Below are 25,943 nucleotides of genomic sequence, written 5' to 3'. Positions count from 1 at the left end.
ATGCGGGAAATTCCGGCGGATTTCAGGGCGGGGTTTGTGGCAATTATTGGGCGGCCTAACGCCGGTAAGTCCACGCTCACCAACGCCCTCGTGGGCCGGAAAGTGGCGATTACCAGCGATCGGCCGGAAACAACCCGGCGCGTTATCCGCGCCATCGTTACGCGAGAAGACGGTCAAGCGATCCTGGTTGATACCCCGGGAATGCATCGGCCGCGTACGCTCCTCGGTGAGCGCCTGGGGGATATGGTGCGCGACTCCCTGGAGGATGTTGACGCCGTGGTCATGTGCCTGCCCGCGAACGAAAAGATTGGCCCGGGAGATCGCTATATTTTCGAGATGGCGAAGAAAACAAAGGCACCCGTGGTTGCGGCAATTACCAAAACCGATTTGGTAGCGCCCACCGAGGTAGCAACCAAAATTGCTGAGGTTTCCGAGGCCTATGACTTTGCGGAAATTGTTCCGGTGAGCGCCGTGGCCGGCAACCAAGTGGAGGACTTGGCCGGCGTCGTCGTCGCGCAACTTCCGCCTTCACCACCGCTCTACCCGCTGGACGCGGTCACCGATCAATCCGAGGAAGTGATGATCTCCGAGCTCATTCGCGAGGCCGGATTGGCTGATTTGCGCGAGGAGCTACCGCATTCCCTGGCGGTGACGATTGACGAAATGCAGGAAACCACCACCCGCGCCGGCGAGCCGCTTTTGCGCATTCACGCTTCCCTCCACGTGGAGCGAAACTCGCAAAAGGGCATTATTATCGGTAAAAAAGGCGCGCGCTTGAGCCAAATCGGCCGCGCGGCGCGCCAGAGCATTCAGCAACTGTTTGGATCGAAGGTATACCTGGACCTGCACGTGCGGGTGTCGAAGGATTGGCAACGCGATCCCAAGATGCTCAACCGGCTGGGATTCTAATGGCGGGTGCGGATCCGGTTACCGCGAAGGTCGCCCCCGCGGAGAAGGAAGAAACCCCACGGTCGCGCGGTCTGCGCGTGTGGCTACCGAAGCATCGGCGTTTTATTACGTGGATTGTGGTGGTATTGCTCCTCTCTTTGATTGGCACCATGCTGGGGCCGGGGTGGAATCCACAACCAATGGACGCGGTGATCCAGCCGGAAACTGCCGATACTCAGATCACCACCGCGGCTCCCACCGCGCAGGTGGGCACCTACGAGGTGACCACCAAGGTTCTCACCTTTACGCTCAGCGATGGTTCAACAAACGTTGCCAAGGTGATGCGGCCGGTGGGCTTAGAGGGCGAGCTTCCGGGCATGGTGTTTGTACACGGCACTGGAACTGACAGCATTGATTCCTTTAACGAGGAGGCGGAGCGAATTGCCTCCACCGGAATCGTCACCATGGTTCCGCAAAAGCGCGTCGCCAACTACACCACCACCCACCGCGATTATGTGGCTCTGGCGATCGACTATGAAGACGCGCTGGAGAAACTACGCCAGCAGCCGGGGGTAGCGCCCAACCAGGTGGGGCTGTACGCGGTCTCCGAAGGTTGCTTCGTGGCGCCCATTATCGCGGCGCGAAACCCTAACGTGGCCTACGTTGCTTTCGTCTCCGCGCCGGTACTTCCCATTCGCCAACAGGGCGGCTTTGCCGCCGATGCCTACCTGCGCGAAATTGGGGCACCCATTCAGGTCATCAACGCGATTCCGAAGCTACTCGGCAACGATTTTGGCGAGGAAGATTTCCGTTATATCGATTTTGACCCCGGTCCCTACGAAGCCCAAATCACCGCTCCGGTAATGATGCTGTACGGCACCGGCGATAACTCGATGCCGATTATCCAAGGTCCGCTTATTATGGCCGAGCATTTGCGCGAGGCGGGGAACCGGAACCTCACCCTGCGCTACTACCGGGACGCCGACCACGGGCTGCGAGTCGGTCCGCTGGGCGAGCGCCAACTGGTCCTCACCGCGATGCAGGATGTGGCTGACTGGGTGAACGGCATGCCCTACACCGCGAATTCGCTTCCCCAGGTGGCGGGGGCGCAACCGGTGCAGCAGTACCAGGCCGGAGCCGTCCACGCGGTTCCGAATTTCCTCAACGGAAACGTCATTCTCGGGGCCATGGGCCTGGCGGTGGCGCTGGCGCTCCTGGTGCTGATCTTGGAACTGGTGGGCCTGATTCGCATTCGCGGGCGGGCATTGGCGCAGTACGCCGGGTCGGGCAAGGCGCTGAATCTGTCCCTGCTGTGGATTATCGCCACCTGGATTCTCTATCTCTGGTACCTGCTGGTCATCGCGCGCATTGCCTTGAACTACGGGCAGGATCGCCTGGTGGTGCAGGGCGGGTATTTGGGCATCCAAATTTGCGCGCTGCTTGCTGCCTGGTGGTTTGTGCGCTGGATTTATCGGTGGTTCTACGGTCGACGCCGCGGCGCGCGAAGCGCGCCGGAGCCGGCGGCTACCCTAGCCGCGGACGGTGCGCCGGAGTGTCCAGCACGGATGAATGCGTACGGGCATGTGGTGAGCATTGTGGCGCTGGTGAGCCAGGTACTCTTCTTCGTGACCCTGGGATATTGGAACGCGTTCCCGGCGATTTTGTAGATTGGCACTAGATTGGCAACGGCAGAAAGAAGAGAAGTTCAGCGCCATGAAGACTGAAGGATGCGCGAATCGACAGCAACCCTCCGGAATGCCCTACCAGAAGTACCGGCATTTCTTGGATGCGCATCGGATCGCGCTCCCGGACCGCCAGTGGCCGAATAATCGCCTCACCCGCGCCCCGCGCTGGCTTTCTACCGACCTGCGCGATGGCAACCAGGCCCTGACCGAACCAATGAGCCCCTCGCGCAAGCGAAAAATGTTTGAGCAGCTGGTGCGCATTGGTTTTAAGGAAATCGAAATTGGCTTCCCCGCCGCCTCACACACGGAATGGGAATTCGTGCGCTCCTTGGCGCAAACAGGCGCGGTGCCCGAGGATGTGACGGTTTCCGTCCTCACCCAGGCCCGGCCGGATATGATCCACCGAACTATCGATGCGATCGCCGGCTTGCCGCGTGCCACCGTGCATCTGTACACTGCCACCGCACCGGCTTTCCGCCAGCTGGTGTTCAATACTGACCGGGCGGGCGTCAAAGCTCTGGCCGTGCAGGGAGCCCACGAGGTCACTTCCTATCTGGAGAAAACGGCGCTGGAGGGCGGCGTCGTCGGCTTTGAATACTCCCCGGAAATTTTCGTGGACACGGAACTGGACTACGCGCTGGAAATCTGCGAAGCGGTAATGGACGCGTGGCAACCCGGCCCCGAACGCGAAATGATTATCAACCTTCCCACCACGGTCGAGCGGTCAACCCCGAATGTCTACGCTGACCAGGTGGAATGGATGAGCCGAAACCTTTCGCGGCGAGAGTATATTTGCCTTTCTGCCCATAACCACAATGATCGAGGAACCGCGGTTGCCACCGCGGAACTAGCGATGCTCGCGGGCATCGAGCGGGTGGAAGGTTGCCTTTTTGGGCAGGGAGAGCGCACCGGCAACGTCGACCTCGTCACCCTCGCCATGAATCTTTACTCGCAGGGTATTGATCCGCAGCTGGATCTATCGAATATTGATCAGATTATTCGCACCTCGGAGTACTGCAATCAAATGGAGGTGCCTCCGCGCACGCCCTACGCCGGTGCGCTCGTGTACACCTCGTTCTCGGGGTCCCATCAGGACGCCATCAAAAAGGGTATGGAGGCGCGGGCGCTCAGGGTGGCGCAAGGCGGCGAAGCGGCCACCGTCTGGAATGTCCCCTACCTTCCAATTGATCCGCGCGATGTGGGCCGTACCTATGACGCCGTGGTGCGCGTGAATTCTCAATCCGGCAAGGGCGGGGTGGCGTATTTGCTCAAGACCTCCCACCGTATGGAATTGCCGCGGCGAATGCAGATGGAGTTCTCGCGTATCGTCAAAACCTTTACCGACCGGGCGGGAACCGCGATCTCTGCCAATCAGCTGTGGAGCATCTTCCAGGATGAGTATTTGCCTTCGGATGAAGCTGAACGGCGCTGGGGGCGTTACGCGCTGCGCGATATGAAATTCGTGCACCGCCAGGCCGGGGCTTCCGAGCTCAGCGCGGTCCTCGAGATCCAGGCGAGCGGGGAGCAACTGCGTTTAGATGCTGAGGGTAATGGCCCTATCGCCGCTTTCGTAACCGCGATGAACGGTATAGGCGAAGACGTCCATATCCTCGACTACCAGGAACACGCGCTGGGTGAGGGCAAGGACGCACCGGCGGCGGCCTACGTGGAATGCGATGTGAATGGCCAGGTCCTTTGGGGCTGCGGCATACATACCTCGACCACTCGGGCGGCGCTCAAAGCAATCGTCTCGGCGATGAACCGGGCGCATCGGGCGTAGCCGCGGGTTGTGCTAAGAGGGCGCGTTCGGCGCCGGCTCGCCGTGGGCGGGCTTACGGCAGGTAGCGCGCCGCGGTGAGATAATCACCGAGTGAGGCTTTACCGGGATAAGGCAGTTGTACTGCGCACGCAGGACCTGGGCGAGGCCGACCGCATTGTTACCCTCATGTCGAAAATGCACGGAATTATCCGCGCGGTGGCCAAGGGGGTGCGTCGCACCAAATCTCGTTTCGGTGCCAGGGTCGAGCCCTTCGCCGTCGTCGACGCGCAGTTTTACCGCGGCCGCGGGCTTCATACCGTTACTGAGGTGGCGACGATCGCCCCATTTGGGCGCGATGTCTCGCGCGACTACGAGCGCTACACGGCCGCCTGCACGATGGCGGAAATCGTCGAGAAAGTATGCGTGGAACAAGAGCGTGATACCGAGCAATATCTGCTGCTTTTCGGGGCGCTGAATTCGCTGGCGAGCGGCGCACATCGCCCGGAGGCGGTGCTTACCTCCTATATTCTGCGGGCTATGAGCATCGCGGGTTGGCGCCTGGCAACCCGCCAATGCGCGGTATGCGGGCGGCGCGGTGAGCTCGAAGCCTTCAACGTGCAATCCGGCGGCGTGGTGTGCGCGACGTGCGCCCCGCCCGGCTCGGCGCGCCCAGGGGAACACACCCGCCTGCTTTTGAGCGCTTTGCTCGACGGCGAATGGTCGGCGATTGATGCGGCCGCGCCGGGGAGTTTACGGCTGGCGGGCAAGTACGCCAGCGCCTACGCGCAGTGGCATCTGGAGCGGAAAATTCGTTCGCTCGATATGGTGCGCCCCGCTTAGCGCTGGAGCCGCGAGCATTGCCGCTAGCGCTACCTACGAAACGTCGTCGAGCGCCTGGACCACCAGCTCGGGAAGATCTTCCACCGCGGCCAGCGTTGCCACCAGTTGCGAGGCGGTGCGAGCTCCAATAATCGCCGCGGAAATCGGTTTGGAAAGAATCCAGCCGAGGGCCACATCGGTGGGCGTGCGTCCCAGCCCATCGGCTGCCTTCGCCACCGCTTCGACGATACGGCGCGGATGTTCTTCCAGGTAGGGATCCACAAATGAGGCCAAATGCTCCGACGCGGCGCGCGAGGTCGGGGGAATCGAATGGCGATACTTCCCGGTGAGCACACCGCGTCCGAGGGCCGAGGTGGCAAAGAATCCCAAGTCGAGGGCGCTGGCCATTGGGAAGAGCTCGGTTTCGGCTCCGCGCGCCAAAAGCGAATACTCGCCCTCCAGCGCGGTGAGAATCGGGAGTTTGCGTTCGCGCAGGATCTGGTAGATCCGGGCCGAGCGCCAGGCCGGGTAATCGGCCAGGCCAATGTATCGAGTGGCGCCGGAACTCACCAGCGAGGCCAGTGCGCAGGCGGTTTCTTCGTCGTCGGTCACGGCATCCGGGCCGCCGACGATTAGGACGTCAAAGTAATCCGTTCCCAGCCGCTGCAAAGAGCGCGTCACGGATTCGAATAACGGCCCGCGCCCGGAGCCGTACAGCTGGGTTTCGCCGCGCTGAATAAAGCCGCCACGGCCGCAGATCACCAGGTCAGAACGTTGCACGTCGGTGGCCATGAGCTCACCCAGCACCCGCTCGGCCGCCCCGGCGCCAAAACCGGGGGAGATGTCCACGAAGTTGCCGCCGGCGTCGACGAACGCGCGCAATTGGCCGCGCGCCTCCTCGGCGTCGGTATCGCGACCCCAGGTGAGAGTACCCAAACCGAGGGCCGAAACGGTGAGTCCCGAGCGCCCAACATAGCGAAGTTCCATGCGCACCAGCGTAGCGCAAGCGTGCGGTATACCTCGCCCGAGCCAGCCGTCCGGCGGGTTCCGCGGGGGCTATGCTGTGCCAGTGGGTTACTTCGAAGCTATTGTGCTGGGCCTAGTTCAGGGCCTCACTGAATTCCTTCCGATCTCTTCCTCGGCGCATCTGCGAATCGTGGGTGATTTGTTCGGCTGGGGTGATCCGGGCGCGGCCTTCACCGCCGTCGTACAACTCGGCACCGAATCAGCCGTGATCTTGTACTTCTGGAAAGACATCGTGCGAATCATCTCTAAATGGATGCGCGCCCTGCCGTTCAAAATTTGGAAGCAACCGGTAGCCCAAAGCGACCCCGATGTGCGAATGGGCTGGGTAGTTATCGTCGGTACCCTGCCAATTGGCATCCTTGGCCTGGTGTTCCAAGACTTCATTGAGACCCATTTGCGGAACCTCTATATCACCGCAACCGTGCTGATTATTTTCGCCCTTTTGTTGGCGGCCGCAGATAAGTACGGTCGGCGCGTCAAGGATCTCGACAGCATTAATTTGCGCGACGGCGTCTTGCTGGGCTTTGGCCAGGCCATGGCGCTGATCCCGGGAGTTTCGCGCTCCGGCGGCACCATTACCGTGGGCCGCGCGCTCGGCTACACCCGCGAGGCTGCCGCGCGGGTGTCCTTCCTGCTCGCCATTCCGGCGGTCGTGCTTTCCGGATTCTTTGAGCTGTTCAAGCACCTGGGCACCGACGCGATTGTGCTCGGCCCCACCATCGTGGGCACCCTCGTCGCCTTCGTTTCAGGCTTCGCTGTGATTGTGTGGTTCTTGCGCCTCATTTCCACTCACACCTATCTACCCTTCGTGGTGTACCGCGTGATTCTGGGTGTGCTCGTTTTCGCCGGCCTGGGGATGGGCACGCTGTCTGTTTTCTAGGGCTAGCCCTAGCGCTCGCGTTTTCTGGCGCGGGTGTTTCCTAACGCGCGCCGGTAGTTTTTTCACGACGCCGTCGCTCGAAAATACCAGTAAGCTGGCAAGTGATGAAAACTTGGACTGAACCTGATATTCCGTGTTTGGGCGAGCTTCCCGAACTCCGCCTTTTTGACTCCTCTACCGGCGAGATGGTGCGCATAGGCTCCGAGGTTCGGGCGAGCGGCGCCAACGCGGTTCCGCGCTTGTACACCTGCGGTATCACCCCATACGACGCGACGCACCTCGGCCACGCCTTTACCTACGTCTGCGCCGATACCCTCATGCGGTACTGGATTGCGGGCGGGAAGGCGCCACTTTATGCGCAAAACATCACCGATATCGACGATCCGCTGTTCGAGCGGGCCCGGGATACCGAAGTGAACTGGCGCGAGCTCGCCGATTCGCAAATCGAGCTGTTCCGCTCGGATATGGAGTTGCTGGAAGTTCAGCCTCCGCGCCACTGGGTGGCCGTCTCCGAGATCGTGGATGAGCTGGAAGCGGAGGTGCGCCAGCTGGAGGCGCGTGGAATGACGTATCGGCTTGGTAGCGCGGGCGGCTCGGAGGATATCTACCTGGATCTTGCCGGCGACCCGAAGTTTGCCTCGGCGCCGGTATTTGGAAAGCTTGACCTCGCGCGAGAATTCGACGAGCACGGCGGAGACTCAACTCGCCCCGGCAAGCGCCACCCGCTCGATCCAATGATTTGGAAGGGCGTGCGCGGCAATGATTTCCAGCCGGCGGGTCTTGAGCCGGGCGCCTGGCGCCCGGGATGGCATATCGAATGCGCCGTGATTGCCCGCGATCACCTCGGCGCGGACATTACCGTACAGGCCGGCGGCAGGGATCTACTTTTCCCACACCATGAAATGAGCGAATCACATTTGCGCGAGCTCACCGACGGCAAGGGGCGCGTTCAGCTCCACTTCCACGTGGGAATGGTGGCGTACGACGGCGAAAAGATGTCGAAATCTCTGGGTAATCTGGTGCGAGTCTCGCAACTGGTCGAGCGGGGAGTGGATCCGCAAGTGGTGCGCCTGGTACTTTTGGCTCACCACTACCGGGCGGATTGGGAATACACGGAGGCCGAGCTGAACGCGGCCGGCGAGCGCCTCGAGCTGTGGCGTGGTGCGGCAGCGGCTTTGCGTCAGCAAGAGCAAGCGCAGAGCGAGGCGGAGAGCCAGCCAGCGGAACCGCTGAGCGAGGCACAGAGCCAGCCAGCGCAGACGCGCGGCGGCGTGCAAGCGCTTGCGGAGCGGCTGGCTGATGATCTCGATACCCCCGGCACACTAAAGCTGGTCGACGAAATTGCTCGCGCCGGACGGCTCGATGCCGGACTTTTGCGGGCAATCAAGGCGTTGCTGGGTATCGACCTGCTTCGCTAGGGCTAGCCGGCGGTGCCTGCCGGCGCTAGCGCGCCGCGGCTGGGGACCTTCATTCGTTCATGTCGGAGCGGAGCATTACGGTAGAAATATGAGTCGAAACGCAGCACTATCTCCATCTCGCGCCAAGGATTTCAAGCAGTGCCCTCTGCTATTCCGCTTTCGTAGCGTCGATAGGCTTCCCGAGCAGCCTTCGACCGCTGCTTTACGGGGGACCCTGGTGCATTCGGTACTCGAGCATCTTTACGATGTGCCGGCCAAGCAACGCACCCGGGACTACGCGATCTCTCGCGTGGATCCGGAGTGGGCGGCGCTACTGGGCAAAGAACCAGAAAAGGCGGAGCTTTTTGCATCCGCCGAGGAGCTTGCGGATTGGCTCGACTCGGCGCGAAAGCTGGTGGGCAATTACTTCCAGATGGAAAACCCGCAGTTCCTTCAACCCAGCGGTCGGGAAATGTTCGTCAATGCTCGCCTGAATTCGGGCCTGGCGATTCGCGGCATTATCGATCGGCTCGATACGGCTCCCAATGGCGCTACGCGGGTGGTGGATTATAAAACCGGGAAATCTCCGCACCCGCGCTACCAGGACGGTGCGCTCTACCAAATGAGGTTTTACGCCCTGGCCTTGGTAGCGACGGGCGAAGCTATGCCCGCGCGAACGCAGCTCATTTACTTACGTGACGGCCGCACCCTTACGTATGATCCGGTCCCGGCGGATCTAGCGCGTATGGAAGATGACCTCAATGGCACCTGGGAAGCCATTGAGCGGCGCTTGGATTCGGGGGAGTTCGAGCCCACCACCTCTCGGCTGTGCGACTGGTGCTATTTCAAATCGATTTGCCCCGCCTTCGGTGGGAGCGCACCGGCGATTAGTGAAGAAGGAATTGCGCAGATGCGCACCGCTAAGGCGGCGTAAGGCGGACCGCCAAAGCTCCGGCTGAGCGCTAGGCCGCACCGCTGGCTGGGTGCGGGCGCGGCACATAAACTGTCCCTTATGCATAGAAGAGGTCCCTTTCGCCCCGGTGAGCGGGTGCAATTAACCGACTACAAAGGCCGCCACTACACAATTTCTCTTACGCGCGACGGATATTTCCAGTCCACTCGCGGCAATATTCGCCATGATGAGCTGATAGGTCTCCCCGAAGGGAGCACGATTGCATCCGAGTCGGGTCACAGGTTCCTAGCGCTGCGCCCGTTACTTTCCGATTACGTTCTTTCTATGCCTCGCGGAGCAACGGTGGTCTACCCCAAAGACGCCGGGCAGATTATCGAGGAAGCGGATATTTTCCCCGGCGCGCGGGTATTTGAAGCCGGCGCCGGCTCGGGGGCGCTCTCCATTTCGCTTCTGCAGGCGGCCGGCGCGCAAGGGCAGCTAATCTCCGCCGAACAGCGCGCCGATTTTGCGGAGATTGCCTGGGGCAATGTCACCTCCTGGTGGGGCGAGGAGCCGCCGAACTGGGATCTGCGCGTCGGAGACGCCAGCGAAGTACTCAATAGCTTCGAGCCGGGATGGTTCGACGTCGTAGTGCTCGATATGCTCGCGCCCTGGGATCACGTTGAGGCCATTGGCCGCGCGTTGCGCTCGGGCGGCGTCGTCGTCGTGTACGTCACCACCACCACTCAGCTCTCGCGGTACGCGGAAACCGTGAAAGATACCGGCGGCTTCACCGAGCCGATAAGCTCCGAAACCATGCGGCGAACCTGGCATACGGAGGGTCTGGCGGTGCGTCCGGATCACCGGATGATTGGGCACACCGGATTTCTCTGCCGGGCGCGGCGCTTGGCTCCGGGAACAGAGCCGCTGCGCGAATCGCGCCGGCCCGCCAAGGGGGCGTATGCCGAGCCGGTTCCGGGAGCGAGCTGGACATCTGAAGACTTTGGGGAGCGCGATATTGCGCCCAAAAAGCTCCGGAAAGTGCGTCGCGACGTCGCCCATCGGGCGGACGTGGAGGCAACGGGCAGCGATCTGCCCGGGCCGCGCGGCCGGAAAATTGCCGAGCGGCTGGAGGCCGAGGCCAACGAGCGGCTAGCTCGCCGCGACGCGGAGGCCAGCGAGCGGCAACGCGAACGCTAAGCGCCAGCGCAGCCGCAGGGCGGCTAGCGCGCCGCGGCGAAGCAAAACTGGAATAGGTAAAGATTGCCTTACCACAGCTCGCGGCAACTGCCCTACAATTGTCGGAGATTGAAAGAGGAAAGGCTTCCATGTCCGAAATTGACTCGCAAAAAGCGGCTGAGCTTGAGAGCGAATTGGCGTCGCTACGCGAAAAGAATGAGCGGCTGTCGCGCTCGCTGGTGGGGGCGCGTCAGCGTATTCAAGAGCTTGGCGATCAACTCGATTCGCTGTCCAAACCGCCGGCAAATTTTGCGACTTTCATTGGTGGGCACAGCGCGGACCATTCCGTCGATGTACTCATGGGATCGCGCAAAATGAACGTTGCCGCCTCGCCCTACGTGGCGATTGAGCAGCTTCGACCCGGTCAGGAGGTTCGCCTCAACCAGGAAATGGTGGTCATGGGCATTGGCGGGTACGAGGATACAGGCCAGATCGTCCATATTGAGCTGGTGCTGGATACGCAGCGCGTGCTGGCGAAAATCCACTCGGATGAAACGCGAATTTTGCGCGTGGGCGGGCGCGTCATGGGTACCGATATCCGGGTGGGGGATACCTACTTGGCCGATTTGCGTTCCGGGTTCATCCTTGAACGGGTGGAGCGCCCCGACGTCGAACACCTCATGCTGGAAGAAGTTCCGGACGTCAGCTACGAAGACATTGGCGGGCTGGGCCGGCAGATCGAAGAAATCCGCGACTCGGTGGAGCTGCCTTTCCAGCAACCCGAGCTTTACCGCGAACACGGACTGAAACCGCCCAAGGGAGTACTGCTCTACGGGCCTCCCGGAAACGGCAAAACCCTTATCGCGAAGGCGGTGGCAACCTCACTTTCGCATTTGGCCGGCGAACGTAATGGGGAGGGGGCCACGCGCTCGTACTTCCTCAATATCAAAGGCCCCCAACTGCTCGATAAGTACGTGGGTGAAACCGAGCGGCAAATTCGCGAGATTTTCTCACGCGCCCGCGACCGTGCCAGTCAGGGCATTCCGGTCATTATTTTCTTTGATGAGATGGAAGCGCTGTTCCGCACCCGCGGATCGGGAATTTCTTCTGACGTCGAAACCACGATTGTGCCCCAGCTTTTGGCGGAAATTGACGGTGTGGAGCAACTGGACAATGTGATCGTTATCGGCGCCTCCAACCGCGAAGACATGATTGATCCTGCGCTACTGCGCCCCGGACGCCTGGACGTGAAAATCCTGATTGACCGGCCTGATTACGCCGGATCGCTGGAGATCCTCTCGAAGTACCTCACCGCGGATCTGCCCTTTAGCGCGGCGGAAATTGCTGCCCACGGGACCGCCGACCAGGCGGCTCGGGCACTTCGCGCGCAACTGGCCGATGAGCTTTTCGCGCGCACGGATGAACTGCGCTACGTGGAGCTCACTTACAACTCGGGGCAGCGCGAAACGCTCTATATTAGCGATTTCGTTTCCGGCGCCATGCTGGCTGGGATCGTGGACCGGGTAAAGAAGCTGGCTATTAAGACGTTCCTGCAAAGCGGGGAGCGGGGGATCTCACGGGCGAATATTTCGGCTGCGGTGAGGGCCGAGGCACGCGAAAACTCGCAACTCGATCAGATCTCGGATCCGGAAGAATGGGCCAAGGTCAACGGGCGTACTCGCGGCGAAAAGATCGTCGCTATTCGGCCGCTGTAAGGCGAGAGCTACTCAGGGAGGAAGCTAAATGACCACTCGTAGGATCGTGGGTTTGGAAACCGAATTCGGGATTCTCGAACCTGCCGATACCGCCGCCAGCCCAATCGAACTCTCGGAGGCAATCGTCACCGCTTACGGGCGAGAGGGTAAAGCCTCTGGCGCTGGGCCGGCCGTACGCTGGGATTACACGGGGGAAGATCCGCTCAATGATGCACGCGGTTTTCGGCTAGACCGGGCCACGGCCGATCCGTCCATGCTCACCGATGATCCGGACCATCTGGCCCCGTCGGGCGGGCTCGATTTGCAGGCCATTCGGCGCCCGAGCACCGAGGAGCTGGCGGCGCCGCACGCCTCCAACGCGGTGCTGTCCAATGGAGGGCGGCTCTACGTGGATCATGCTCACCCGGAGTACTCCTCGCCGGAGGTTTCGAATCCGCGCGAGGCGGTGCTCTGGGATCGCGCCGGTGAGGAGATCGCGCGCGAAGCAATGGAGATTATGGCGCGCCAGGGCCGGGACGTGGTCGTATATAAGAACAATGTGGACGGGAAAGGCGCCGCCTACGGCTCCCACGAGAACTACCTGGTGGAGCGGAGTGTAGAGTTTTCCGAGATTATTCGCTACCTCACCCCTTTCTTCGTCACCCGCCCGATTTTGTGCGGGACCGGACGTGTGGGCCTGGGGCCAACCTCCAGCGCGCCGGGATTCCAGATCTCGCAGCGCGCTGACTATGTCGAAAACGATGTGGGGTTGGAGACGACGTTTAACCGGCCAATTATCAACACCCGCGACGAACCACACGCGCAGCCGAGCCGCTATCGCCGATTCCACGTGATCGGTGGCGACGCAAACCAATTCGACGTGTCGATTCTGCTGAAGGTGGGAACCACCGCGCTGGTCTTGTGGATGCTGGAACAAGACGAGGTCCCCCTCGAATTGGAAACCGCGCTGATTAACCAGCCGGTTCCCGCCAGCTGGGCGGTCTCCCGGGACCTGAGCCTGAAGCAAAAGATCGAAATGTTCTCCGGCCCGGATCGCACCGCCATCGACATTCAGCAGCAGTACCTGGATGTGATTGGCGATTTGGTGAACGCGCACGGCGGCCCGGATTGGGATACCGCGGAAATTCTCGACCTGTGGCAGGGCACGCTCGATAAGATCCGCACGGATATGTTCTCCGCCGCCGCCGAGGTGGAATGGATCGGCAAATATCAGTTGCTGCAACAAATGCGCGAGCGGCGCAACCTGGACTGGAGTAGCGATACGATCCGCGCCCTCGACCTGCAATGGCACGACCTGCGCCGCGAGCGCTCGATTGTGGGAATGCTTTCCGCCCGGGGCCAGGTGAGGCGTTTGTTTGACGACGCCGAAGTGAGCTGGGCCGCATACAACCCGCCGGAAGATACTCGGGCATATATGCGCGGGCAACTTATCCGGAAATTTACCGATCGGGTGATCTCCGCGAGCTGGACCTCCGCCGTCGTCGACCCGGGCGGTGAAGAGCTAATTCGCATACCGCTCCGCGATCCGCGTGGCGGGACCCGGGAAAAGGTGGAGGATTTGATTGCACGGTCTGAGACCATGAGCGACGTCATTGCGGGTCTCAAAGCCGAGTAGGGCTACCCGCCCGCGCGTAGCCCCGGTTATAGCCGGGGGATCACAAAACGGTTAGAACTGAAGAAGAGCAAAATCAAAGGAGAAGGCTATGTCGCAGCAAGAATTCGCGCAGCCGCGCCGCCACGCTGAGCAAACGCAAAGCGAAACGGAGACGGTGGAGCCCAAGGCGCAGGATTTTCAGATCGATGCGCTGCTGGACGATATTGACAGCGTGCTGGAAACGAACGCGTCCTCGTTCGTGCAGGGCTTCGTGCAGAAGGGCGGCCAGTGAGCGATTCGAGCGCCGCGCGCGGGACTAGCGCCACGAGCATGCTCCCGCGGCGGGTGATGGGGATCGAAACCGAGTACGGCCTCACGTGCGCTTCGACGCGGGGTGGGAACCCGCCTCTGGACCCGGAAGATGCAGCCCAGCTTTTATTTGAGCCGGTAATGCAGCGTAGCCGCTCCACTAATACATTTTTGGAAAACGGTGCGCGGCTTTACCTCGACGTCGGGGCACACCCCGAGTACGCCACCGCCGAATGCGATTCGATTTACGACCTGCTAGCCAATGACCGCGCCGGCGAGGCCTATTTTGCGCGCCTCATGGAAACGGCCAATAAAAAGCTGGCGAAGGCTGGCACCCCGGGCGTGATCCACTTGTTCAAGAACAATGTGGATGCGGCCGGCAACTCTTTCGGTTGCCACGAGAACTACATGCTCCATCGCCGCGCCGATTTCCGGGATCGGATCGCGCGGCTGGTGCCGTTCTTCGTCACCCGCCAGATCGTGACCGGCGCGGGCCTCCTTTTCCGCGGCGAAGACGGCCATGTTCGCTACGAGTTTTCCCAGCGTAGCCACCAAATGTGGGACGCTATCTCCTCTGCATCCACGCGGTCGCGGCCCATGATTAACACCCGCGATGAACCGCACGGCAATTCCGAGGAGTACCGCCGTATGCACGTTATCGTGGGGGATTCGAATGTGGCCGAACCAACCACCGGCCTGAAAGTTGCGATTACCGAAGCCTTGCTGGTGATGCTCGAAGAAGGCGCAATTTTGCCATCTCTAGAGCTCGCCGATCCCATGCATGCCATCCGCATCACCGCCTCGGATCTTTCCGGCCGCGCCAACCTGGAGCTGGCGGCAGGCGGTTATTCCGATCCGATCGCGATCCAAGAGCGTTTCCGGGACGCCGTCCTCAACCATTACGAGAAGAAGGGCTACACGCAGGCGCTCGACCCGGTGCGCCGCTACCTCTTCGAGCTATGGACTCGCGCTCTAGAAGCGGTGAAGGCCGGTGCGCCGGAGGCAATTAGCCAGGAAATCGACTGGGCCGCAAAGCTTATGCTGCTTCGCCGCTACGTGGAGCGCTCGGGGATCAAGATGGAAGATTCCCGCTTGGCGCGCCTGGACCTGGCCTATCACGATATTGGGCCGGAAGGATTGCGCCACCGCATGGAAGAAAGCGGCATGCTTAAACGCATTGTGGCTCCCGAAGATGTTAACGAGGCACTTCGCCGGCCCCCGCAAACCACCCGGGCGAAGATTCGCGGGGAATTTGTTGCCAAAGCCCACAAGGCGCGCCGGGATGTGGCGGTGGACTGGAGCACTCTGCGTTTGATGGAATCAGAAAGTAACTCCACCGTGGTGCTCGATGAGCCGCTGCAAACCGAAAGTGAAGTGGCGGCGCGGCTGATGGCGGAGCTCGGATGAGGCCTGGGCGCAAACTCGCCACGGCGTACTTCGCGTTGGCGGGGATACTTGCCGGTCTGCTGCCGCTAGCCGGTTGCTCTGCCGCGGGTGAGGAGTGGTCGCTCAAAATCGAGGGAGGATTCGGCGCTCCGGTTTCAATTACGACTACCGGCCAGGCCCGCCTTTCCGATACTCGGGTGAGCATTGAGTCATCCGGCGACGGGGTGGAAATTTCCTCGGGGAGCCCGATTCTATTCCGCGCCACCTCCTTCGATTCGCGCACTGACGCCCCTGTGCATGAATATGACACTGGGCAGGTACGGCTGGGCAAGGCTACCGCGGATTCGATTGGGGATATAGCCCAGTTCGTCACCGGCATGCGCGAGGGCACTCGCCTCATTATTGAGCGGCCGGGGCTTATCGCGGGTGACGCCAGCGCGGTTGAGATCGCGGTGGTGGACATTTTGTATACCAATGCCCGCGGGGAGCGCCTTCCCGTTCCCGAACCGGGCAACGGCATGCCGGGAATTGGTGAAGGCGAGGGTGCCGGCCCGGTGTTGACCCAGGGCGGCGGCCCGATTTCTGAGTTGCGGGTGGTACCGCTGGTAGCCGGTGAAGGAATCCAAGTAGGGGGCGACGACGCCGTTGCCCTGCAGTATGTACTCGCCAACACGGAAGGCCAGATCTACGAATCCACCTGGATGGACGGCGGGCCACGCGGGGTAGCGATGAGCGAGTTAATGGAGGGTTTACGCACCTCGATCCGCGACCAAAAAGTGGGGAGCCGGTTAGCGATTTTGATTCCCGCAGCCAAAGCCAACGGGGATCATGATCTAGTTGCGATTGTGGATGTGCTCGGCGTCTTGGGCAGTAGCTAGCTCTGCGCTAGGAAGTACAAAATCCGCCTGGGCGGGCGAATGATGCTGGGCTAGGAGTGCTTCTTCCTGGCGAGCCCACAGCTCCCACCATTCGCCCGGATCGCCTTCGCGCGCGGTCACCCGGGCCCGGCGCACAGCTTTCGGAGCTTCGATCCACACGCTTTCGCGCAGGTAGGGCGCGCAAGCCAACGAGGTGGATCCGCACCCAACGAGTAGCAGGATTTCGGCGCGGCCGCGGGCGGGATGACGGCGGGGAGGATTCCACCGCGAGGTGTACCAGTTCCAGCCGCGAGCGCTAAAGTAGCCGTTCGCTAGAAACGGCTCCAGAATGTCATCCGCGATGTTTTGAACGCCGTCCACCAGGCCGCTCCAGCCCGGGATATGGTTCTCGACCTCGATCAGAATCACTCGAACAGAAGGATTCGCCGCTTTTATCTGCTCGCGAATCTTGCGGGCGAGGGTTGACTTGCCGGCCCCCGAGCGTCCGTCAATGGCATAAATACGCGTCCCGCTGCCGTTGGCCCAGCGGCGAGCGATGGCCTCGCTGGAATCAAAAGTCACCCGTTGAGCTTAGCGGGTAGTCTGGGCGCACGTCTCGGTAAAGGTGGCGAAGGAGGCTAACCATGGTAGCGATACGAATCATTCCGTGCCTGGATGTGGCTGGTGGCCGAGTGGTCAAGGGCGTGAATTTCGAGGAGCAGCGCGACGCCGGCGATCCGGTGGAGCTAGCGCGCAAATACAGTGATGAAGGCGCCGATGAAATCGCTTTCCTCGATATCTCAGCAACCAATGAGGATCGCGGCACCATGTACGACGTCGTCGCTGCTACCGCCGATGAAGTGTTTGTACCGCTTACCGTGGGCGGGGGAGTGCGCAGCGTGGAGGACGCGCGCAGGTTGCTGGCTGCCGGTGCTGATAAGGTGGGCGTGAACTCGGCAGCTGTTGCCCGGCCCGAGCTTATTAGCGAGATCACCGCGGAATTTGGCAACCAGGTGCTGGTGGTGAGCATTGACGCGCGGCGCTCACAGGGCGCGCAGATGCGGTGGGAGATCACCACCCACGGCGGGAAAAAGCGGACCGGGATCGACGCGGTCGCCTGGGCGAAGGAGGTCACCGAGCGCGGGGCGGGGGAAATCCTGCTCACCTCCATGGACGCGGACGGAACCACCGACGGCTTCGATACAGCGCTGATTAGCGCGGTGCGCGAGGCGGTGGATATACCAATTATCGCCTCCGGTGGAGCCGGGAAGCTTGAGCATTTCAGCCAGGCGCTGGCGGCCGGTGCGAATGCGGTGCTGGCGGCCTCAGTTTTCCATTTTGGCACCTTCAGTATCGCCGAAGTGAAGCGGTTCCTCGCGCAGGAAGGCTACGAGGTTCATGGAGCCTGAAACCACAAGCGAAACGGAACTCGCGCAGCAACTGGAAGAGCGCCTGAAGTTCGATGCGCGCGGGCTTATACCGGCGATTATCCAAGACGCCTCCTCCCGCAAGGTTCTTATGCTGGGCTATATGGACGCGCTGGCACTTGCCCGCACCCTGAGCAGCGGCCGCGTTTGGTTTTGGTCGCGATCTAGGCAGGAATACTGGCGCAAAGGCGATACTTCCGGTCATATCCAGATTCCGCGCCGGGTGCGTTTTGACTGCGACGCCGATGCGCTTTTGATGGAAGTTGAACAGGTGGGGCCCGCCTGCCACACCGGCACCAGGTCGTGTTTCGAGGCGGGCGAGGAGTTGCGGCTCGCTCATCGGTGCTAAGTTTGCAGGGTTGAGAAAAGCTAACCGGGAGGGCCATGAACCCGCTATCTATTCCGTCGCCAAGCGATAACTCGCTGATTAGCATCGGAGCGTTCGATATTAAGTGGTACGCGATCTGCATCGTTACCGGCATTCTTGCCGCCTGGCTCATTGCTGACCGGCGTTACCGAGCCAAGGGCGGATCTTCGGATTCCTTCACCGTCATCGCCTTCTGGGCGGTTATTTTCGGAATTATCGGCGGGCGTCTCTACCACGTCATAACCGATTACCAGCTGTATTTCGGGCCCGGACGCAACCCCTGGGAGGCGTTCAACCTACGCGCGGGCGGCCTGGGGATCTGGGGTGCCATTGCCCTCGGGGCGGTCGGTGCCTGGATCGGGACCCGCCGCGAAGGCGTACGGCTTCTGCCGGTAGGGGACGCGCTGGCTCCCGCGCTTTTGGTAGCGCAGGCAATTGGGCGATTCGGTAACTGGTTCAACCAGGAGCTTTTTGGTGGCCCCACGGATTTGCCCTGGGGTCTAGAAATTGATGCCGCACATATGCCCGCGGGCTACGCTCCCGGCACCACCTTCCATCCCACCTTTGCCTATGAGGCGCTGTGGTGCCTGGCTGGTGCTGTGCTTCTGCTGTGGCTCGAGCGCCGCTTCAATCTGGTCGCGGGTCAGTGCTTCGCCGCCTACATTATGGTTTACACCGCCGGGCGCTTCTGGATTGAAATGCTCCGTATCGATCCGGCCAATACCATTTTGGGCCTGCGCCTGAACGTGTGGACGGCCATGCTCACCTTTGCGCTGGGGGCCACGCTCCTGGTGGCCTTGCGGCAGCGCTATCAAAAAGACCCAGAAGTGAATTCCATTTCACTACCCGGTGCCGTGGATGCCTCGACGGCGGAGAGCGGCGACGCCGTCGAAAATGACGAAGAAGAACAAAACCCCGAAGGTGGCGCGGAAAGCCTCGCCACGCTCAGCGCGAATAGCGCCGATACCGTAAATGAAAGTAACCTGTAAACGGGCTTGCAACAATCGTCACACAGGACGTATGTTGCACGGCCCAGCGCCACAGCTTCGATAGGATAAAAGCATGCGTAGAGCGAAAATTGTGTGTACTCTCGGCCCCGCCACTGATTCGGCGGAGCAAATTCTAGAACTAGCCAAGGCGGGTATGAATGTTGCCCGCATCAACGCCTCTCACGGCGTTTACAAGGAGCACGAGGCGCGGATTGATCGCGTGCGTGCGGCGGCCAAGCAGCTTGATCACCCGATTGCGGTGCTCGTGGACCTGCAGGGCCCGAAGATTCGACTTGAAACCTTCGAAGAAGGTCCCGTTCAGCTGAACGTTGGCGATATTTTCACTATCACCACCCGTGATGTGCCGGGTACCAAGGAAATCTGTGGTACGACTTTTAAGGGCCTGGCGGGCGACTGCCACCCCGGCGATATCCTCCTCATCGATGACGGCAAGGTCGCGATTCGAGTCAAGGAAGTCAAGGACGGCACCGACGTGGTGACCGAGGTTGTGGTTCCGGGTCCGGTTTCCGATCACAAGGGCATTAACCTCCCGGGCGTGGCGGTTTCGATTCCAGCCATGACCGAAAAGGACGAGGCGGACCTGCGATGGGGCCTGCGCTACGGCGCGGACCTGATCGCGCTCTCCTTCGTGCGTGACGCCAAGGACATCGATCGCGTCCACGAGATTATGGAAGAGGAAGGCATCTTCCTCCCGGTTATCGCCAAGATCGAAAAGCCGCAGGCGGTTGAGAACCTCGACGCCATTGTGCAGGCCTTCGACGGCATTATGGTTGCCCGTGGCGATCTGGGCGTGGAGCTCCCGCTCGAGCAGGTGCCGGTGGTGCAGAAGATGGCGATTTCGCTTGCCCGCAAGCGCGCCAAGCCGGTTATCCTCGCCACCCAGGTGCTTGAGTCCATGATTCAGAACCCGCGCCCCACCCGTGCGGAAGCCTCTGACTGCGCTAACGCGGTGCTCGACGGCGCCGACGCCGTGATGCTTTCTGGCGAGACTTCGGTTGGTCTGTATCCGATTGAGTGCGTGCGCACCATGGCCTCGATTATTTCCTACACCGAGGAGAACGGGCTGGATCAGATTCCGGAGCTTTCCTCGCTTCATCGCACCCGCAATGGCGTGATGACCCGCGCCGCGCTGGATATCGGCGAGGCCCTGGGTGTGCGGGCGGTCGTGGTCTTCACCGAGACCTCGCATACCGCACGCCGCGTCACCCGCAACCGCTCGCGCGTTCCCGTCATCTGCTTTACGCCTTCGGAAAAGGTGCGCAACCAGATGGCTCTGCTGTGGGGCGCCGAAACCTACATTGTGGACACGGTTTACTCCACTGACGGCATGGTTCAGCAGGTGGAAGATCGCCTGCAGGAGCTCGGTCTGGCTCAGCAGGGTGACCGCGTGGTGATTGTGGCCGGCATGCCCGCGGGCGTGGCTGGCTCCACCAACACCCTGCGTGTTCACAAGCTTGGTGAGGCAACCGGCGCGTAAGCGCGATCACTTTGGCGCTTAGCGTGCCCAATGGTACGCTATAGCGTCACCGGCCGTAATTCGGCCGGGTTCGCTTCGGTGGTGGAATTGGCAGACACACTGCACTCAAAATGCAGCGCCGAAAGGCATGAGGGTTCGAGTCCCTCCCGAAGCACCGTGGCCCCGCGCCGTATCGTCTAAGCTTAAATCATGCGTGAGAGGTAGCCGGTGTGTTGCCGCAGTTCTTAAAGCTTAAGGAGAGAAAATGGCGCACGAAGCCGAGAGCTCGAGCGAAGCTGGAGCACGTGTTCTGGTCGTTGAGGACGAATCGCTGATTCGCCTCGATATTGTTGAAACGCTTGAGGACGCCGGGTACGACGTCGTCGGTGAGGCGGACAACGGCGATGACGCCGTGCAGCTCGCTGATGAACTTGAGCCCGATCTCATTGTTATGGACGTGAAGATGCCGGGCAAAGACGGCATTACCGCGGCCACCGAAATCATGGAAAAGCGCCGCGTGGCGGTTGTGATGCTTACCGCATTTTCCCAGCGTGATCTGGTGGAACGCGCGCGCGATGCCGGTGCGATGGCGTACGTGGTCAAGCCCTTTACTCCGGCCGATCTGATTCCGGCGGTGGAGATTGCCGTATCGCGCAATGAGGAGATGCTGGCGCTGGAAAGCGAAGTTTCTTCGCTGGCCGAGCAGTTCGAAACCCGTAAGCGTGTTGACCGTGCCAAGGGTCTGCTGGAATCGCATATGGGCCTGACGGAGCCTGAGGCTTTCCGCTGGATCCAGAAGACGTCAATGGATCGGCGCCTAACCATGCGTGAAGTGGCAGACGCGGTTATTGAACAGGTGGGGAAATAGCCCTCGCTCGCATAGGTGGCGCGTTGCGACCGTCGCGTAGGCTAGGAGCGTGACTAATTCTCAACGCTTCCTTCTGATCGATGGCAACTCTATGGCATTTCGCGCGTTCTACGCGCTGAGAGCCGAGAATTTTCTGACCCGCGGCGGGCAGTACACGAACGCCGTTTACGGCTTTGTGTCGACGTTGCTCAAGGTCTGCTCCGATCATCAGCCGACGCATATTGCGGTGGCCTTTGACCTGCCGGGCGGTACTTTCCGCACCCGCGAATACGCCGACTATAAGGGCGGGCGCAAACCGACGCCGGAGGAATTCAAAGGTCAGATCGACGTCATCAAGAAGGTGCTGGACGTCCTGGGCATTGCCTGGCTGACGTATGAGGATTACGAAGCCGACGATATTGTGGCCACGCTTTCCCAGCGCGGCGAAGACGCCGGCATGCATAACTATATTGCCTCGGGAGACAAGGACGCCTTCCAGCTGGTCAGCGAACAAACCACGGTTCTTTATCCCATGCCGCGATCGGCTATGCAGGTGCTCGATCCGGCGGGCGTGGAGGAAAAAACCGGCGTGCCGCCCGAGCGCTATTCGGATATGGCGGCGCTGGTAGGCGAGGGCGCCGATAATATCCCCGGGGTGCCGGGAGTGGGTGCCAAAACCGCCCAAAAGTGGATTGCGAAATACGGCGATTTGGCGGGGATCCTCGATCACGCCGAGGAAATTAAGGGCAAAGTTGGGCAAGCTCTCCGCGATAACCTTGCGCAAGTGCGGCTAAATCGCCAGCTCAATCGGCTGGTGCGCGACCTGCCGATTGGCGAGGATCTCAGCGAGTTCCTACCGCGCGGCGTAGACAGGGAGGGCCTTCACGAGCTTTTCGACGCCCTGGAGTTCTCTCGTCTGCGCACCCGCGTGCTCGAAGAATTCAGCGTGCGCGGCGAAGGAAATGGCGCCCCGGAAGCCAGCGTGGGCGCAAGCGGCGAAGCGGCCCCGGAGTTCTCACTTTCGCGCCTCGCCGTGGCAACATCCGGCCTGGCGCAGTGGCTGGAGGGCCACACGGATGCCGAGAGGTTCGGTCTGTGGGTCACCGGCGCGACCAAGCCCGGCTACGGTGAGGCAGATTCCATTGCCGTGGCAGCGGGTGAAGATGCGGTGGTCATATCGCTGGCTGATTTAGACGAAGAAGAGTCGCGCGCCTTCGCCGCCTGGGCATCCGACGCCGAGGCTCAAAAAGCGGTGCACGGGGCAAAAGAGATATGGCATGCCCTGCACGGCTCCGGATACGAGCTGGCGGGTGTGGCTCAGGACACCCTTCTTTCGGCATATCTGCTTTACCCCGACCAGCGCACCTACGCGCTGGAAGACCTCGTGATGCGACATTTGGCGTTAGACCTGGCTGGAGCCGCGCCGGAGGGAACAATTCCGGGACTCGATGTTGACGGTAACGAGCAGGCAAACGCGCTGGCTTCGCGCGCGGCTGTGCTGGTTCCACTCGGCAAGGCCCTCTCGGCGCAGCTTGCCCAACGCGGGGAAGACGGCGCGCTTTTGGTGCTAGAGCTAGCGGTATCGCAAACTTTGGAGCGGATGGAAAGCGCGGGCATCGCCGTCGACGCTGATTACCTCGAAGAGCTTCGAAGTGCCTTCGACACTCGCGTGGAGGCGGCGGCGCGCTCGGCCTACGACGCAATTGGCCGGGAAGTGAACCTCTCTAGCCCGAAGCAGTTGCAGGGCGTGTTGTTTGAGGACCTTAATCTGCCGAAAACCCGCAAAACTAGCTCGGGCGGCTACACCACCAATGCGGAGGCGCTTTCGGAGTTGGCGGCAAAGATTGCGACGCGGGAAGATGCCGCGGCACTTGCCGGTCAGCAGTTCCTCGGCGCGCTACTCGAGCATCGTGACGCGATTAAGCTGCGCCAGTCGGTTGAGGGGCTGCAGCGTTCGGTACAGGCTGATGGGCGCGTACGCACGACTTATCAGCAGGCGGTGGCGGCAACCGGGCGGCTGTCGTCCACCGACCCGAATCTGCAGAATATTCACGCTCGTACTGAGGAGGGCCTGCAAATTCGGGCGGCTTTTGTAGCCGGCGAGGGCTACGAAGGCCTGCTCACCGCGGACTATTCGCAAATTGAAATGCGAATCATGGCCTCGCTTTCGGGCGACGAAGCGCTTATCGAGGCGTTCAACGAGGGCGAGGATCTGCACAGCTACGTAGCATCCCTGGTGTTCGGGATTCCGGAAAGCGTTGTCACGAGCCAGCAGCGTTCTCGAATTAAGGCGATGAGCTACGGCTTGGCTTACGGGCTTTCGGCTTACGGCTTGGCCAAGCAGTTGCGGATTGGGCCCGATGAAGCCAAAGCGCTTATGGAATCGTACTTCGCGCGTTTTGGGAAGGTGCGCCACTACCTGGATTCGCTGGTGGAGCGGGCCCGGCGGGACGGCTATACGGAGACGATTCTCGGGCGGCGGCGTTATTTGCCTGAGCTCCTCTCCACGAACCGACAACTGCGCGAGAGTGCGGAGCGCATGGCCCTCAACGCGCCAATCCAAGGCAGTGCGGCCGATATCATCAAAATCGCGATGGTCGCCGTCGACCGTGCTCTCCGCGAGGCAAAGCTGGGAAGCCGCGTGCTACTGCAGGTTCACGACGAACTGGTGCTGGAAATTGCGCCGGGGGAGCGGGAAGCGGCAGAAGAAATCGTGCGCCGCGAGATGGGTGGCGCCTACCATCTGCAGGTGCCGCTTTCGGTCGGCGTCGGCTACGGGGTGAACTGGCGATTGGCGGCTCATTAATACCACTGGCGTCGCAAATAAAAAACCCGTATGATTACTAGCTGGTGTGGCCGCCGGCCGCACTGCGTCCAGCCTAGGTGGGCGCTTGATACAACTATTAACCATCCGGAAGTTTTCTATTCACATGACAACAAACACCCCCGAGTCCTCGACTCTTTCCGAAATTGCCGTCAACGATATCGGCGATGAGGAAGCCCTGCTCGCCGCAGTAGACAAGACGATCAAGTACTTCAATGACGGCGACATCGTCGAAGGAACTATCGTCAAGGTCGACCACGATGAAGTTCTTCTTGACATTGGCTACAAGACCGAGGGTGTCATTCCCTCCAAGGAACTCTCGATTAAGCACGACGTCGATCCTGATGACGTCGTCGAGGTCGGCGACACCATCGAAGCCCTCGTTCTTCAGAAGGAAGATAAGGAAGGGCGCCTCCTGCTTTCCAAGAAGCGTGCACAGTACGAGCGCGCCTGGAAGCAGATCGAGAAGATCAAGGAAGAGGACGGCGTCGTCACCGGCTCCGTAATCGAGGTCGTCAAGGGTGGCCTCATCCTCGATATTGGTCTGCGTGGATTCTTGCCCGCTTCGCTCGTCGAGATGCGCCGCGTGCGCGATCTGCAGCCGTATGTCGGCCGCGAGCTTGAGGCGAAGGTTATCGAACTCGACAAGAACCGCAACAACGTTGTTCTTTCCCGCCGCGCTTGGCTGGAAGAGACCCAGTCGCAGGTGCGCGCGGACTTCCTCGCCGGCCTGCACAAGGGCCAGATCCGCGAGGGTGTTGTTTCCTCGATCGTCAACTTCGGTGCGTTCGTGGACCTGGGCGGCGTGGACGGCCTCGTTCACGTGTCCGAGCTTTCCTGGAAGCACATCGACCACCCATCCGAGGTTGTTACGGTTGGCCAGAAGGTCAACGTCGAGGTGCTGGATGTGGACCTGGACCGCGAGCGTGTTTCGCTCTCGCTCAAGGCCACCCAGGAAGATCCGTGGCAGTCCTTCGCTCGCACCCACGCCATTGGCCAGGTTGTGCCGGGCAAGGTCACCAAGATCGTTCCGTTCGGTGCGTTCGTCCGCGTTGAGGATGGCATCGAGGGCCTCGTTCACATTTCTGAGCTTGCCTCGCACCACGTTGACACCCCGGATGAGGTCGTCAAGGTTGGCGAAGACATTTTCGTGAAGGTCATCGATATCGATCTCGATCGTCGTCGTATCTCCCTCTCACTCAAGCAGGCGAACGAGGGCGTGGACCCGAACTCCGAGGACTTCGATCCGTCGCTCTACGGCATGGCCGCGGATTACGACGAAGAGGGCAACTACAAGTACCCCGAAGGCTTCGATCCGGAATCGAACGAGTGGCTCGAGGGCTACGAGGAGCAGCGCGAGGCTTGGGAGAACGACTACGCCCAGGCGCAGGCTCGTTGGGAAGCCCACAAGGCTCAGGCCGCCAAGGCGCAGGAGCGCGAGGCCGAACTCGCCGCTTCGCGTGGCGCTCAGGCCCCGCACTCGGCCGCCGAAGATGAGGCGCCGGCTTCCTATAGCTCCGCTACCGAAGCGCCGACCGCGCTCGACTCGGACGCTGACGAAGCGCTTGCCGCTCTCCGCGAGAAGCTGACAAACAACTAAGCATTTCGCTTTAACCGCCGCCGCTG

Annotated in this window: 22 protein-coding genes and 1 tRNA gene; 21 read left to right on the top strand and 2 right to left on the bottom strand. The window is 61.2% G+C overall.

Annotated features, from left to right (window positions below):
- The 4 genes from era to recO all read left to right on the top strand — a co-directional run bounded on the left by era (nucleotide 1) and on the right by recO (nucleotide 5,172).
- Nucleotides 1–909, top strand: coding sequence for a GTPase Era (gene era / locus BN2664_RS02905; protein ID WP_007001714.1), 909 nt, complete (start codon nucleotides 1–3; stop codon nucleotides 907–909).
- Nucleotides 867–2,555: an alpha/beta hydrolase family protein gene (locus tag BN2664_RS02900; protein ID WP_155856644.1), complete on the top strand. Its 1,689-nt coding sequence runs from the start codon at nucleotides 867–869 to the stop codon at nucleotides 2,553–2,555. The genes era and BN2664_RS02900 overlap by 43 nt, the downstream gene beginning before the upstream one ends.
- Before the next feature lie 46 nt (nucleotides 2,556–2,601).
- Nucleotides 2,602–4,353, top strand: a complete 1,752-nt coding sequence (gene leuA / locus BN2664_RS02895) for a 2-isopropylmalate synthase (RefSeq protein WP_007001716.1) — start codon at nucleotides 2,602–2,604, stop codon at nucleotides 4,351–4,353.
- Between the two features lie 90 nt (nucleotides 4,354–4,443).
- Nucleotides 4,444–5,172 carry a DNA repair protein RecO gene (gene recO, locus BN2664_RS02890; protein WP_007001717.1) on the top strand — a complete coding sequence of 243 codons (729 nt, stop codon included), beginning with the start codon at nucleotides 4,444–4,446 and terminating at the stop codon, nucleotides 5,170–5,172.
- A gap of 33 nt (nucleotides 5,173–5,205) precedes the next feature.
- Here recO and BN2664_RS02885 read toward each other — a convergent pair whose 3' ends face one another.
- Nucleotides 5,206–6,138 carry an aldo/keto reductase gene (locus tag BN2664_RS02885; RefSeq protein ID WP_007001718.1) on the bottom strand — a complete coding sequence of 311 codons (933 nt, stop codon included), beginning with the start codon at nucleotides 6,136–6,138 and terminating at the stop codon, nucleotides 5,206–5,208.
- Nucleotides 6,139–6,220: 82 nt separating this feature from the next.
- Here BN2664_RS02885 and BN2664_RS02880 point away from each other — a divergent pair, with 82 nt between their 5' ends.
- From BN2664_RS02880 to BN2664_RS02840, 9 genes are all read left to right on the top strand, one after another.
- Nucleotides 6,221–7,057 carry an undecaprenyl-diphosphate phosphatase gene (locus tag BN2664_RS02880; protein WP_040317372.1) on the top strand — a complete coding sequence of 279 codons (837 nt, stop codon included), beginning with the start codon at nucleotides 6,221–6,223 and terminating at the stop codon, nucleotides 7,055–7,057.
- A 104-nt stretch (nucleotides 7,058–7,161) separates the two neighbouring features.
- Nucleotides 7,162–8,475 (top strand): class I tRNA ligase family protein, encoded by a 1,314-nt coding sequence (locus BN2664_RS02875; protein ID WP_007001720.1) that lies wholly within the window; start codon nucleotides 7,162–7,164, stop codon nucleotides 8,473–8,475.
- Nucleotides 8,476–8,563: 88 nt separating this feature from the next.
- Complete coding sequence (locus BN2664_RS02870; protein WP_007001721.1) at nucleotides 8,564–9,388, top strand: RecB family exonuclease; 825 nt, start codon at nucleotides 8,564–8,566, stop codon at nucleotides 9,386–9,388.
- Between the two features lie 78 nt (nucleotides 9,389–9,466).
- Entirely contained in the window at nucleotides 9,467–10,546 is a 1,080-nt protein-coding gene (locus tag BN2664_RS02865; RefSeq protein WP_007001722.1) for a tRNA (adenine-N1)-methyltransferase, read from the top strand.
- Nucleotides 10,547–10,674: 128 nt separating this feature from the next.
- On the top strand, nucleotides 10,675–12,240 hold the full coding sequence (gene arc / locus BN2664_RS02860) for a proteasome ATPase (RefSeq protein ID WP_007001723.1): 1,566 nt from the start codon (nucleotides 10,675–10,677) through the stop codon (nucleotides 12,238–12,240).
- 28 nt (nucleotides 12,241–12,268) lie between these two features.
- On the top strand, nucleotides 12,269–13,855 hold the full coding sequence (dop, locus tag BN2664_RS02855; RefSeq protein ID WP_007001724.1) for a depupylase/deamidase Dop: 1,587 nt from the start codon (nucleotides 12,269–12,271) through the stop codon (nucleotides 13,853–13,855).
- 88 nt (nucleotides 13,856–13,943) lie between these two features.
- Complete coding sequence (locus BN2664_RS02850; protein ID WP_007001725.1) at nucleotides 13,944–14,126, top strand: ubiquitin-like protein Pup; 183 nt, start codon at nucleotides 13,944–13,946, stop codon at nucleotides 14,124–14,126.
- On the top strand, nucleotides 14,123–15,550 hold the full coding sequence (pafA, locus tag BN2664_RS02845; protein WP_007001726.1) for a Pup--protein ligase: 1,428 nt from the start codon (nucleotides 14,123–14,125) through the stop codon (nucleotides 15,548–15,550). Before BN2664_RS02850 ends, pafA begins: the two co-directional genes overlap by 4 nt.
- Complete coding sequence (locus BN2664_RS02840) at nucleotides 15,547–16,407, top strand: FKBP-type peptidyl-prolyl cis-trans isomerase (protein WP_007001727.1); 861 nt, start codon at nucleotides 15,547–15,549, stop codon at nucleotides 16,405–16,407. The genes pafA and BN2664_RS02840 overlap by 4 nt, the downstream gene beginning before the upstream one ends.
- Here the strand turns inward: BN2664_RS02840 and BN2664_RS02835 are convergent.
- A complete protein-coding gene (locus BN2664_RS02835) occupies nucleotides 16,363–16,968 on the bottom strand; it encodes a nucleoside/nucleotide kinase family protein (protein WP_007001728.1) in 606 nt (201 codons plus the stop codon). The genes BN2664_RS02840 and BN2664_RS02835 overlap by 45 nt on opposite strands.
- A gap of 62 nt (nucleotides 16,969–17,030) precedes the next feature.
- On the opposite strand from BN2664_RS02835, the gene hisF reads away from it, so the two are divergent.
- From hisF to rpsA, 8 genes are all read left to right on the top strand, one after another.
- Entirely contained in the window at nucleotides 17,031–17,795 is a 765-nt protein-coding gene (hisF, locus tag BN2664_RS02830; protein WP_007001729.1) for an imidazole glycerol phosphate synthase subunit HisF, read from the top strand.
- The gene (gene hisI / locus BN2664_RS02825; RefSeq protein WP_007001730.1) at nucleotides 17,785–18,162 is read left to right on the top strand and encodes a phosphoribosyl-AMP cyclohydrolase; all 378 of its coding nucleotides are present in this window, start codon (nucleotides 17,785–17,787) and stop codon (nucleotides 18,160–18,162) included. The genes hisF and hisI overlap by 11 nt, the downstream gene beginning before the upstream one ends.
- A 35-nt stretch (nucleotides 18,163–18,197) precedes the next feature.
- Nucleotides 18,198–19,169 carry a prolipoprotein diacylglyceryl transferase gene (lgt, locus tag BN2664_RS02820; RefSeq protein ID WP_007001731.1) on the top strand — a complete coding sequence of 324 codons (972 nt, stop codon included), beginning with the start codon at nucleotides 18,198–18,200 and terminating at the stop codon, nucleotides 19,167–19,169.
- Nucleotides 19,170–19,242: 73 nt separating this feature from the next.
- Nucleotides 19,243–20,667 (top strand): pyruvate kinase, encoded by a 1,425-nt coding sequence (gene pyk, locus BN2664_RS02815; protein WP_007001732.1) that lies wholly within the window; start codon nucleotides 19,243–19,245, stop codon nucleotides 20,665–20,667.
- Between the two features lie 72 nt (nucleotides 20,668–20,739).
- Nucleotides 20,740–20,821 (top strand) — tRNA-Leu (locus tag BN2664_RS02810).
- Nucleotides 20,822–20,911: 90 nt separating this feature from the next.
- Entirely contained in the window at nucleotides 20,912–21,514 is a 603-nt protein-coding gene (locus BN2664_RS02805) for an ANTAR domain-containing response regulator (protein WP_007001733.1), read from the top strand.
- A 49-nt stretch (nucleotides 21,515–21,563) separates the two neighbouring features.
- The gene (gene polA, locus BN2664_RS02800) at nucleotides 21,564–24,299 is read left to right on the top strand and encodes a DNA polymerase I (RefSeq protein WP_007001734.1); all 2,736 of its coding nucleotides are present in this window, start codon (nucleotides 21,564–21,566) and stop codon (nucleotides 24,297–24,299) included.
- 124 nt (nucleotides 24,300–24,423) lie between these two features.
- Nucleotides 24,424–25,917, top strand: a complete 1,494-nt coding sequence (gene rpsA, locus BN2664_RS02795; RefSeq protein ID WP_007001735.1) for a 30S ribosomal protein S1 — start codon at nucleotides 24,424–24,426, stop codon at nucleotides 25,915–25,917.
- The last annotated feature ends 26 nt before the right edge of the window (nucleotides 25,918–25,943 follow it).

The organism is Actinobaculum massiliense (assembly GCF_001457435.1).
Classification (GTDB): Bacteria; Actinomycetota; Actinomycetes; order Actinomycetales; family Actinomycetaceae; genus Actinobaculum; species Actinobaculum massiliense.
Note: the sequence above shows the minus strand (reverse complement) of the source record. Positions and strands in the feature narration are given on the sequence as shown.